The following is an 11,140-nucleotide window of genomic DNA, read 5'->3' on the forward strand; positions in this document are numbered from 1 at the left end:
GGCCGGCGAGAGAGGCGCCGAAGGGCGCGCCGAGAGCCAGGCCGAGGCCCGCCCGCAGCAGGGTGCGGCGGTCGGTGCCGCGATCGTCTCGTGCCATCATCGTGTCTCCTCGCCCGGTTCGATTAACGGTTCGTGCGATGGACCTGGGCCGCTCTCGTCCCGCCGGGCCGGCAGCGGCCGCGCCTGCGCCCCGGATCGGCCGGGGCGCCGCCATCCATCCGGGCCGTGCGTCCCGCGAACCCGGGCGGATGAGTCGGACCAGCTTCTGAGGGAATTCGCAAGATGTGGTTAACGCGTCCTGACCCCGCGGCCGCGGCGATCATCCCGGGGGCGGCGCTGACGATCACGCTGGCCCTCGCGCTGACGGCCACGCTGGCCCCTCTGCCGGGGGTCGGCCCCCGCCGCGCCGCGGCCGAAGAGGGCCTGCCGTCCCAGACGCGGATCGCGCTGCTGACGCTCAACGGCTTCGACCCCGTCAGCTACTTCCTAAAGGGCGGGCCGCAGGCCGGGGCGGCCCGGTTCGAACTGTCCTGGGACGGCCGGGTCTGGCGCTTCGCCAGCGGCGCCAACCGCGAGGCCTTCCGGGACGATCCGCCGGTCTACGCCCCGCGCCTCGGGGGCTACGACGCTGCCGGAATCCTCGAGGGCCGGCTGGTGGATGCCGATCCCCTGGTCTTCGCGGTGATCGGCGAGCGCCTCTACCTGTTCCGGAATGCCGAGCGCCGCGCCCGGTTCCTGGCCGAGCCCGACCTGGTCCGGCAGGCGGAGGCGGCGTGGCCGGCCCTGCGTGCCCTGCAGGACGTCCCGCCTATGGATGCGCCGCGCTGAGCGGCACCGTCGGCCTACTGGTCGGCAGGGCGAGGCGCGGGGCCAGGGCGGGATCGCCCAGGGCCGCGAAGGGCCCGTTGCGATGATCGGGCCCGTGCTGCCCGTAGCGGATCGGGCCACCGCCGGGCACCACCACGCAGCCCCCCGCCGCCGCGACGATGTGATCGCCCGCGGCCGTATCCCATTCCATGGTCGGGCCGCAGCGCACGTAGATGTCCGCCTCGCCGGCGGCGATCAGCCCGAACTTGAGGGCGGATCCGACCTGGCGCGTCTCCAGGACGGGCAGCGCCGCGAGGCAGGCGGCGGTTTCGGGATCGCCGTGCCGCCGGCTGCCCAGGGCGACGAGGCCGGCCTCCGGCGCCGGTCGCGTGTGGACCGGCCGCCCGGCCCCCGGCCGGCCGGCGACCACCGCGCCCTCGACGGTCGCTGCGCCCGCCCACCAGACCCGGCCGAGCCCCGGGGCCGCCAGGGCGGCGGCCACCGGGCGGGCGCCGGACACCAGCGCGATGTTGACCGAGTAGTCCGGCGTCCCGGCGAGGAAGTCGCGGGTGCCGTCCAGGGGATCGACGAGGAAGAAGAGGTCGGCCGGCCGCGTCGCGTCGGTCTGGGCACGCTCCTCGGCCACGACCGCGATCCCCGGGAAGCGTCCGGCGAGGGCCTCGACGATCAGGTCCTCGGCCTCGGTGTCGGCGGCGCTCGACGGTGAGCCGTCCGGCTTCAGGGCGTGGGGGCAGGGGGCCCGATGGTAGCGGCGCAGGATCTCGCCCGCCGCGCAGGCGATCTCGGCGAGCGCCGCGGCGATCCGCTCACGCTCCGGTTCCGAGATCGTCGTCGCGCTCGTCATGGTCCCTCCGGAGGCGACCCTGAATGCCCGAGCCCGCCGGCAATGTCGACCGTGTCTCCCGGGTGTGCGGCCGGCCTGTCGGGCCGGGACGGCCCCGTCAGGCGTGCTCCGGCGGGACATCCGCGGCGCCCGGCATCCGCAAAGTCCGCCGGATCCGCGCCAGCAGGGCCTGACTCCGGCGCCGGTGGCGGCGCAGCTCCGCCGCGAGGCTGCGGGCGTCCGGAAGGCCCACGGCCTTGGCGATCTGCCGGGCCGCGGTCTCGGAGGGCTCCGCGGCGGGATCGGTCATCACGAGTCGCTGCCACTGATAGACGGCGTCGAGGAACCCGTAGGTCTCGGCGAGGGCCTCGCCCGTTGCCGCGGGCAGGAGGCCGCGCGCCGCCGCCTCCCGGAACAGCGCCTCCGCGCCGAGGCCGATGCAGCCGGGCCAGTCGCGGGCCCGGCTCAGCACGAGGGCCTGGGCCAGGAAGTCGAGGTCGAACAGCGCGCCCGGTGCGAGCTTCAGGTCGAAGGGGCCGGCATGGCCCCGCTCCCGGGCGACCAGGGCCCGCATCGCGCCCGCCTCGGCGCAGACGGCGGCGGTTTCGCGCGGTTGCCGGAGCACCCGGGCGATCGCGGCCGTGACGTCGGCCGCCAGGGTGGCGTCGCCGGCCACGACCCGGGCGCGGGCGAGCGCCATGTGCTCCCAGAGTTCCGCCTCGCCGCCGTGATAGGCCGCGAAGCCGCTGAGCTGCACGGCGGGCGGGCTGTGGCTGCCGTAGGGCCGCAGCCGCAGGTCGACCGCGTAGAGCCGCCCCCGCCGCGTGGCCGTGGTGAGCGCCGCGAACACGCGTTGCGCCAGCCGGTTGTAGGCCACCACGGCGTCGAGGGGGCGCCGGCCGTCGCTGGTGCGATTCTCCGGGTCGAAATCGTAGAGGAAGACGAGGTCGAGGTCGGATTCCGCGCTGAGCTGCCGGGATCCGAGGCGGCCCAGCGCCAGGATGCAGCAGCGTCCCTTGGGCAGCGTGCCGTGGTCCAGGGCGAACCGGCGCTCCTCCGCCTCCAGGCTCAGCGCCACCGTCGCGTCGGCGATCGCCGCGTAGGCCTCCCCGGCCTGGCGCGGCGTGAGGATGCCCGACAGGAGGCGGGCGCCGGTGACGAAGGTCATCTGCCGCGTGGCGTCCCGGCAGCGGTCGAGGCTCTCCTCGTGGCTCGCCGGCTGTCCCAGGAGCGCCCGGTACTGCGCGCGGACCTGATCGGGATCGGTGGTCGGCGTCACGAAATCCGCGTCGAGCACGGTGTCGAGGACGTGCGGGCTCAGGCCCACCGTGTCGGCGAGGCGCGGTGCCGTCCCCAGGATGTCGGCGAACAGGAGGCGCAGGCGCTCGTGCGAGCGCAGGATGGCGAGGAGTTCCGCCACCGCGGGCATCCGCGCGAAGGCCCGGTCGAGGGCGAGGAGCGCCGCGTCCGGATCGGCGGTTCCGCCGAGCGCCCGCAGCAGCGCCGGGAGCACCTCGGCGAGGATCTCCCGGGCCCGGCCGGTCCGCAGGGCCGGGCGGCGCCCGAGATGCCAGCCCTGCACGGTCTCCCAGGCCAGGGGCGGATCCCGGAACCCGAAGGCGCCGAGCCGCGCCAGGGTCGCGGGCTCCGGCTCGCTCGCGCCGAAGACCAGGGGGGCCCCGTCCCCGCCCGCCTCCGGCCCCGCCTCGAACAGCAGGGCGTAATGCGCCTGGACCCGGCCGGCGTGGTGGAGCAGCGCCGCCTCGAAGGCCGCCAGGTCGGAAAAGCCCGCGAACAGCGCCAGCGCGGTCAGCGCCTCGGTCCCGGTGGGCAGGCGCTGGGTCTGCTCGTCCCGGATCATCTGGATCCGGTGCTCCAGGGTGCGCAGGAACGTGTAGGCCGCACGCAGCTCGTCCCGGGCCTGCCCGTCGATCCAGCCCTGCGCGACGAGTTCGGCCAGCATCGCGACCGTACGCCGCCCCCGCAGGGCGGGCTTGCGGCCGCCGAAGACGAGCTGCTGGGTCTGAACGAAGAACTCGATCTCCCGGATGCCGCCGCGGCCGATCTTGATGTCGTGGCCGCCGACCGCGATGGTCTCGTGTCCGCGGACCATGTGGATCTGCCGCTTTAGAGCGTGGATCTCGGCGATGGCCGGGAAGTCGAAGTGCCGGCGCCAGATGAACGGCGCCAGTTCCGCGAGGAACGCTTCGCCGGCCGGGATGTCGCCGGCGATCGGTCGGGCCTTGATGAAGGCCGCGCGCTCCCAGTTCTGGCCGAGCGTCTGGTAGTAGTCGAAGGCGAAGCCGGTGGAGAGCGCCACCGCGGTGGAGCCCGGGTCCGGCCGCAGCCGGTAGTCGATGCGGTGGACGTAGCCGTCCGCGGTCCGGTCGGCCAGGAGCTTCACCAGCCCCTGCGCCAGCTTGACGAAGAAGGGCTTCGGATCGCCGCCGGTGGCCGCGGCGGCGGAGCCGGCCTCGTAGAAGACGACGAGGTCGATGTCGCTCGAATAGTTCAGCTCGCAGCCGCCGAGCTTGCCCAGGCCGAGGACGATCAGGCCGGACCCGTCCTGCGGCGCCTCCGGATCCGCGGGCCGGAACCGCCCGGCCGCCATCCCCTGCCGGAGCAGCGCCTCGACCGCCCCGCTCACCGAGGCGTCCGCGAAGGCCGACAGGGCCTGGGTCACCGCGTCGAGATCCCAGCAGCCGCCGAGATCGGCCAGCGCGACCAGGAGGGCATGTTCCTCCCGGTTGGCGCGCAGCCGCCGGCCGACCTCGCCGAGGTCGGGGTTCGCCCCGCAGGACGCGCCGACCGCGCGCTGCCGGGCGATGATGTCCCGGCTGGCCGCGTCCGGCGCCTGTTCCAGCAGGGCGACGAGCCGGTCCGGCGACCGGGTGGCCGCCCGCCAGAGGAAGGGCGAATGGTCCGCGAGGCCGAGGAGCAGGTCCCGGCACGGCGGCGTCAGGAAACCGGCCGGAAGGGCCGGCGCGATCTCGGCGAGCCGGGCCTGCGCGGCGTCCGGATCGGCGAGGCCGAGCCGGGGGCTCAGGCTCGCGCGCAGCGTCGTGGCCGATCCGTTCCGGAGACCGGTCTCGTCTCTCATGCCGCATCCTCCCTGGCGCGACGGGGCCGGCATCGTAACCGACCGGGCCGCCCGTGTCCGGCCCCGCGCGCAGGGACGCGCGGATCCAGGGCTGGGCGGATCCTGGGCTATGCGGATCCGGAATCGGGGGCCGCCCCGCCCTCCGTCCGATCCGGTAACGCTTTTCAAAGCTGACCGTGGCGTCTATCCGTGCGGACCGGTCGTCGCCCCCGGTCCGACCTGCAGGCCGTGCGGGACCCCCTCGGGCGACTCGATCGCCACGGGGGCGGCCGAGGACTGGGCGCCCGGGAGCCGGGCGGCCGGAACCCGGCAGCCTCGATCGGGGCCCCGACCCGCAGACGTCCGCACCTCAGATCCGCCCGCCCGGAGCGCACCATGTCCTCCCCGACCTCGCCCACCCTGCACCTCGACGGCCTCGACCTCGCCGCCCTGCTCTGCTCCCGCGTCTGCCACGACGTGATCAGCCCCGTCGGCGCGATCGTGAACGGGCTCGAGGTCCTGGAGGACGACCAGGACGAATCGATGCGGACCTTCGCCCTGGAGCTGATCGGCAAGAGCGCCCGGCAGGCCTCGGCGCGGCTGAAATTCGCCCGCATCGCCTTCGGGGCCGCGGGCTCGGCCGGCGCCTCGATCGACCTCGCCGACGCCGAGGGCGTGGCCAAGGGCATGTTCTCCGACGAGAAGACCAAGCTGACCTGGAGCGCCCCCCAGGCCCTCTTCCCGAAGAACAAGGTCAAGCTCCTCCTCAATCTCGTGATGGTCGCCACCTCGGCGATTCCCCGGGGCGGCGTGATCGACGTCGTCGTCTCCGGCGATGCCGAGGCGCCCACGCTGGTGCTCAAGGCCAAGGGCTCGCATGCCCGCATCCCGCCCCACGTGGAGGAGCTGATGGCCGGCCGCCCCGAGAGCGGCACCGTCGACGCGCACGGCATCCTGCCGTTCTACGCGGGCCTCGTGGCGCGGGCCGCCGCCATGGATGTGCGATTCGCCATCGAGGGTGATGAAGTGACTATCACCGCCACGCCCGCCGCGAGCCCCGCAGTGATCGGAGCGCCCGAAGACCCCGACGGCGAGGCTTCGGACACGGCCCTGGCGTGAAATTCTGAAAAACCGAGACGCGGGGCCGGGATGGAAACGCTTCCCTAACCCCGCGCGAGTAAGTAGGTTGCGCGAGACCTTCTCCGCGTAACGAGTAGCGCCTATGGACGACCTGCTTCGCGAGTTTTTGACCGAGAGCGGGGAGCATCTCGACACGGTTGATGCAGAACTTGTTCGATTCGAGCAGGATCCGAACAACGAGACTATTCTGCGAAACATCTTCCGTCTCGTGCACACGATTAAGGGAACCTGCGGATTCCTCGGCCTTCCGCGGCTCGAAGCCCTGGCGCATGCTGCGGAAACCCTGATGGGCCGCTTCCGCGACGGGCTGCCCGCCACGTCGGATTCCGTCACCCTGATCCTGCTGACGCTGGACCGGCTCAAGGCGATCCTGGCCGATCTGGAAGCCACCGGCACCGAGCCCTCAGGCTCGGATGACGACCTCATCTCCGCCCTGGAGCGCATGGCCGAGGGCGCGCCCGAGCCGCAGGCCGTCGCTCCGCCGCCGCCCGAGCCGGTGCTGCCCGATCCGGTGGTCCGCGAGCTGAAGCCCGGCGAGGTCACCCTGGACGAGCTGGAAGCCGCCTTCCTGTCGGCCCCGGGTCCCGACGAATCGGATTTCCTCCCGCCGCCGGCCCCCCTTGCCGCCGCGCCGGCCCCGACGCCCGCGGCCCCCGCGGCGAGCGCGCCGCCGAAGGCCGAGGCCAGGGTCGAGCCGGTCGAGGCCGAGAAGCCCGAGCCGGCCCGCGCCGAGAAGGCCGAGGGCGCCGAGGGTGAGACGACCGCCGCCGCCAAGAATCAGACGATCCGGGTGAACGTCGACACGCTCGAGCACCTGATGACCATGGTCTCGGAGCTGGTGCTGACCCGCAACCAGCTCCTGGAGATCGCCCGCCGCCACGAGGATTCGAGCTACAAGGTCCCGCTGCAGCGCCTGTCGCACGTCACCGCCGAGCTGCAGGAAGGCGTCATGAAGACGCGCATGCAGCCGATCGGCAACGCGTGGCAGAAGCTGCCGCGCGTGGTGCGCGACCTCTCGGCGGAACTCGGCAAGCAGATCGACCTCGTGATGGTCGGTAACGAGACCGAGCTCGACCGGCAGGTCCTTGAGGTCATCAAGGACCCGCTGACCCACATGGTCCGCAACTCGGCCGATCACGGCCTCGAATCGACCGCCGAGCGCGTGGCGGCGGGCAAGCCCGCCCGCGGCACGATCCGGCTCGCCGCCTACCACGAGGGCGGCACGATCACGATCGAGATCGCCGACGACGGCAAGGGCCTGAACCTCGCGGCGATCCGGCAGAAGGCGGTGCAGCGCGGCCTCGCCTCCCAGGCCGATGTCGAGCGGATGACCGACGCCCAGGTCGCCAAGTTCATCTTCCACGCCGGCTTCTCGACGGCGGCGGCGGTGACCTCGGTCTCGGGCCGCGGCGTCGGCATGGACGTGGTCAAGACCAACATCGAGACCATCGGCGGCCTGATCGACATCGCCACGACGGCGGGGCGCGGCACGACCTTCACCATCAAGATCCCGCTGACGCTGGCCATCGTCGCCGCGCTGATCGTGCGGGCCGGCGAGCACCGCTTCGCCCTGCCGCAGGTGGCGGTGCTGGAGCTGGTGCGGGTCGATGCCGGGGCGCAGCGGGTCGAGCACATCAACGGCGCGCCGGTGCTGCGCCTGCGCGAGCGGCTCCTGCCGATCGTCTCGCTCACCGGCCTGCTCGGCCAGTCGAGCCCGGGCGGGGAGGCGGAGCAGGCCGGCTTCGTGGTGGTCGCCCAGGTCGGGCGCGAGCGCTTCGGCATCCTCGTCGACGAGGTCTTCCACACGGAGGAGATCGTCGTGAAGCCGATGTCGGTGAAGCTGCGGCACATCCCGATGTTTGCCGGCAACACGATCCTCGGCGACGGCGCCGTGGTGCTGATCGTCGATCCCAACGGCGTGGCCCGCCAGGTGGCGCAGGGCGTCCAGGGCAGCGGCGGCCACATCGACGCCGACGCCGACGAGGCGGTGGAGATGGCCGACACCAAGACCACGCTCCTGGTGTTCAAGGGCGGCCAGGGCAGCTTCAAGGCGGTGCCGCTGTCGCTGGTCACCCGCCTCGAGGAGATCGAGTGCGCCAAGGTCGAGTGGCTCGGCGGCCGCGCGCTGATCCAGTATCGCGGGCGCCTGATGCCCCTGGTCCCGGCCGACGCGGCGATCACCATCAAGTCGGAGGGGACGCAGGCCCTGGTGGTGTTCTCCGACGGCGAGCGCGCCATGGGCCTCGTGGTCGACGAGATCGTCGACATCGTCGAGGAGCGCCTCGACATCGAGATAGCGGCCGACCGGTCGGACCTGATCGGCTCGGCGGTGCTGCGGGGCCGGGCGACCGACATCATCAACATCGCCCACTTCCTGCCGCTGGCCTACGACGACTGGGCGCGCGGCCTGAAGCGGCCCGAGCAGATCTCCACGATCCTGCTGGTCGACGACTCGGCCTTCTTCCGCGACATGCTGAGCCCGGTGCTGAAGGCGGCGGGCTACCAGGTGGTCACCGCGGCGAGCGCGGACGCGGCGCTGGCGGCCCTCCAGGCCGATCCGCAGATCGAGGTCGTGGTCACCGATCTGGAGATGCCGGGCCGCAGCGGCTTCGACCTCGTCGCCGCCATGCGCCGGGCCGAGCCGCGCCTCGCCGGGCTCCCGGTGATCGGCCTCAGCGGCGCGATCGGCGCCGATGCGGTTGAGCGCGCCAGGGCCCTGGCGATCAGCGACCTCGTGGCGAAGTTCGACCGCAGCGGCCTGATCTCGGCGCTGGCCGAGATCGGCGCCGCCACGGTGTCGAAAGCCGCCTGAGCCTGCACGCCGCCCGCCCCAAAACGATCGAGACGATCGAGACGATCGAATCCGGAGAGTTCCGATGCAGGCTGCCAACGCCAACACCAGCAGCGCCACCACCAACGGCGTCGAGACCGGCGCCACCGACGACTTCGTCACGGTCTATGTCGGCGAGACGCTGTTCGGCCTGGCGATCGAGCGGGTGCACGACGTCTTCGTCCCCTCGGGCGTGACGCCGGTTCCCCTGGCGCCGGCCGAGATCGTCGGCCTCCCGAACCTGCGCGGCCGCGTGGTGAAGGCCATGAGCCTGCGCTGGCGGCTGGGCCTGCCCGACGCGGAGGCCCAGGCGGACGGCACCAAGGCCAGCCCGAAGATGGCGATCGGCCTGGAGCAGGCCGGCGAGACACTTCGCGCTGGTGGTAGACGGCGTCGGCGAGGTGCTGAAGCTCGGGGCCGACAGCCGCGAGGCGGTGCCGATCAACCTGGATCCGCGCTTCGGCGATCTCGCCACCTGAGTCCATCGCCTCGACGGGCGGCTCCTGGTGATCCTCGACGTGGATGCGCTCCTAGGCTTCACGCCCGCCGGCGCCAAGGCGGCTTGAGGGAGAGGTCGATGAAGGCGCCCCACGAGACCACCTGCCTGGTGGTGGACGATTCCGCGGTGATCCGGAAGGTCGCCCGGCGGATCATCGAGGATCTCGGCATGAACGTCAGCGAGGCCGAGGATGGCAGCGCCGCCCTCGAAGCCTGTGCCGCCAGCATGCCGGACGCGATCCTGCTCGACTGGAACATGCCGAACATGGACGGCTACGCCTTCCTCCAGGCCCTGCGCCAGAGCGAGGGCGGGGGCGTGCCGAAGGTCCTGTTCTGCACCACCGAGAACGATGTCGGGGCGATCGCCCGCGCCCTCCGGGCGGGGGCCGACGAATACATCATGAAGCCCTTCGACCGCGACATCCTGACGGCCAAGCTCGAACAGGTCGGTCTCGTCGCCGACGCGGCCTGACCGCACGATTCGGCTCCGACGCCCCTGCACCCGCGACCTGTACCCGAGGCAAGCATCATGGCCCTGAGTCCCGCGGTTGCTCCGCTCCGTACACCCACCACCCCGAGCACGACCGCATCCGCCACCACGATCCGGGTTCTGGTGGCCGATGATTCCGCCGTGGTGCGCGGCCTCGTGGCCCGCTGGATCGGCGAGGCCGGATTCGAGCTCGTCGGCACGGCCTCGAACGGCCGGATCGCCCTCGAGCTGATGGCCAAGCACGACCCGGACGTGGTCCTGCTCGACATCGAGATGCCGGAACTCGACGGCACGACCGCGCTGCCGCGCATGCTGGCCATGAGCCCGAGCGTGCAGGTCGTGATGATGTCGACGCTGACCACGCGCAACGCCGACATCTCGTTAAAATGCCTCGCCCTCCGGGCGGTGGACTATATCGCCAAGCCCGAGAGCAGCCGTGGCGTCACCACCTCGGACACGTTCCGGGTCGAGCTGATCGAGCGCGTCCGCGTGTTCGGCTCCGCCCGCGCGCGGAGCCGGCGCCCCCGCTTCGGCCATGTGCGGGCCACCCCGCACGCCCCCGCCGGGCCTGCGGTCGGGCACCACGCACCCGCGGTCGTGGCGCATCCGGCGCCGGCCGCCGCGCGCCCCGCGACCCCCTTCACGCTTCGGCCTAAGGTCCGCAACCGGACCCAGCCCCGGGCCCTGCTGATCGGCTCCTCCACGGGCGGCCCGCGGGCGGTGGGCGAGATGCTGGAGGGAATCGGCTCGGCCGCCCTGCGCCGTCTGCCGGTCCTGATCGTCCAGCACATGCCGCCGATCTTCACCGCGGTCTTCGCCGAACACCTCGCCACCCGTACCGGGCTCCCCGCAGCCGAGGGCAAGGCCGACGAGCGGGTCGAACCGGGCCGCATCTACGTGGCCCCGGGCGGCCGCCACATGGGACTGGCCGCGGCCGCCGGCGGCCCGATCATCAAGCTCACCGACGGCCCGCCGGTGAACTTCTGCCGCCCCGCGGTCGACGTCCTGTTCAAGGACGCGGCGGTCGTGTTCGGCGCCGCCACCGCGACCGTGATCCTCACCGGCATGGGCTCGGACGGCACCAACGGCGCCCGGGCCCTCACCGAGGCCGGCGGCCCGGTTCTGGCCCAGGACGAGGCCACCAGCACGGTCTGGGGCATGCCGGGCAGCGTCGCGCGGGCCGGGCTCGCCGAGGCCGTGCTGCCCTTGCCCGAACTCGCGACGGCGCTCCGCGCCATGATCACGGGGCAGCCGGCATGACCGAACTCGAGTTCGAATTCCTGCGCAGCTTCCTGAAGCAGCGCTCCGGCCTCGCGCTGACGCCGGAGAAGCGTTACCTCGTGGAGAGCCGGCTGACCCCGGTCTGCCGCCGCTTCGGGCTCGCGAGCCTGGGCGACCTGATCGGCGCCCTCAAGCTCGCCCAGAACGGAACGATCGAGCGGGCCGTGGTCG

Annotated in this window: 7 protein-coding genes and 2 pseudogenes; 7 read left to right on the forward strand and 2 right to left on the reverse strand. The window is 72.9% G+C overall.

Features of this window, described 5'->3' with window-relative positions; translation table 11 throughout:
• The first annotated feature begins 282 nt into the window (after positions 1-282).
• On the forward strand, positions 283-828 hold the full coding sequence (locus I53_RS15905; RefSeq protein ID WP_043352398.1) for a YHS domain-containing (seleno)protein: 546 nt from the start codon (positions 283-285) through the stop codon (positions 826-828).
• Here the strand turns inward: I53_RS15905 and I53_RS15910 are convergent.
• A complete protein-coding gene (locus I53_RS15910; protein ID WP_043352400.1) occupies positions 809-1,672 on the reverse strand; it encodes a 3'(2'),5'-bisphosphate nucleotidase CysQ in 864 nt (287 codons plus the stop codon). The two genes, I53_RS15905 and I53_RS15910, sit on opposite strands and share 20 nt — an antisense overlap.
• A gap of 97 nt (positions 1,673-1,769) precedes the next feature.
• Entirely contained in the window at positions 1,770-4,751 is a 2,982-nt protein-coding gene (locus I53_RS15915; RefSeq protein ID WP_043352401.1) for a bifunctional [glutamine synthetase] adenylyltransferase/[glutamine synthetase]-adenylyl-L-tyrosine phosphorylase, read from the reverse strand.
• A 375-nt stretch (positions 4,752-5,126) separates the two neighbouring features.
• Here I53_RS15915 and chpT point away from each other — a divergent pair, with 375 nt between their 5' ends.
• The 6 genes and pseudogenes from chpT to I53_RS15945 form a co-directional block, all read left to right on the forward strand.
• Positions 5,127-5,849, forward strand: a complete 723-nt coding sequence (chpT, locus tag I53_RS15920; RefSeq protein ID WP_043352403.1) for a histidine phosphotransferase ChpT — start codon at positions 5,127-5,129, stop codon at positions 5,847-5,849.
• 103 nt (positions 5,850-5,952) lie between these two features.
• Entirely contained in the window at positions 5,953-8,682 is a 2,730-nt protein-coding gene (locus tag I53_RS15925) for a chemotaxis protein CheW (RefSeq protein WP_043352405.1), read from the forward strand.
• A 64-nt stretch (positions 8,683-8,746) separates the two neighbouring features.
• Positions 8,747-9,266, forward strand: a pseudogene (locus I53_RS15930) (chemotaxis protein CheW).
• Positions 9,267-9,277: 11 nt separating this feature from the next.
• Positions 9,278-9,670 (forward strand): response regulator, encoded by a 393-nt coding sequence (locus tag I53_RS15935; protein ID WP_043352407.1) that lies wholly within the window; start codon positions 9,278-9,280, stop codon positions 9,668-9,670.
• Positions 9,671-9,727: 57 nt separating this feature from the next.
• Positions 9,728-10,948 carry a chemotaxis-specific protein-glutamate methyltransferase CheB gene (gene cheB, locus I53_RS15940; RefSeq protein WP_043352409.1) on the forward strand — a complete coding sequence of 407 codons (1,221 nt, stop codon included), beginning with the start codon at positions 9,728-9,730 and terminating at the stop codon, positions 10,946-10,948.
• Positions 10,945-11,140, forward strand: a pseudogene (locus I53_RS15945) (chemotaxis protein CheR); the annotation flags it as partial. The gene cheB and the pseudogene I53_RS15945, both read left to right, overlap by 4 nt.

This window comes from Methylobacterium sp. B1, assembly GCF_000333255.1.
GTDB classification, from domain to species: Bacteria; Pseudomonadota; Alphaproteobacteria; order Rhizobiales; family Beijerinckiaceae; genus Methylobacterium; species Methylobacterium fujisawaense.

Excerpts from the sequence above, each read along its gene's own strand:
- I53_RS15905 (WP_043352398.1), top strand. The coding sequence starts at position 283 with ATGTGGTTAACGCGTCCTGACCCCGCGGCCGCGGCGATCATCCCGGGG.
- I53_RS15910 (WP_043352400.1), bottom strand. The coding sequence starts at position 1,672 with ATGACGAGCGCGACGACGATCTCGGAACCGGAGCGTGAGCGGATCGCC.
- I53_RS15915 (WP_043352401.1), bottom strand. The coding sequence starts at position 4,751 with ATGAGAGACGAGACCGGTCTCCGGAACGGATCGGCCACGACGCTGCGC.
- chpT (WP_043352403.1), top strand. The coding sequence starts at position 5,127 with ATGTCCTCCCCGACCTCGCCCACCCTGCACCTCGACGGCCTCGACCTC.
- I53_RS15925 (WP_043352405.1), top strand. The coding sequence starts at position 5,953 with ATGGACGACCTGCTTCGCGAGTTTTTGACCGAGAGCGGGGAGCATCTC.
- I53_RS15935 (WP_043352407.1), top strand. The coding sequence starts at position 9,278 with ATGAAGGCGCCCCACGAGACCACCTGCCTGGTGGTGGACGATTCCGCG.
- cheB (WP_043352409.1), top strand. The coding sequence starts at position 9,728 with ATGGCCCTGAGTCCCGCGGTTGCTCCGCTCCGTACACCCACCACCCCG.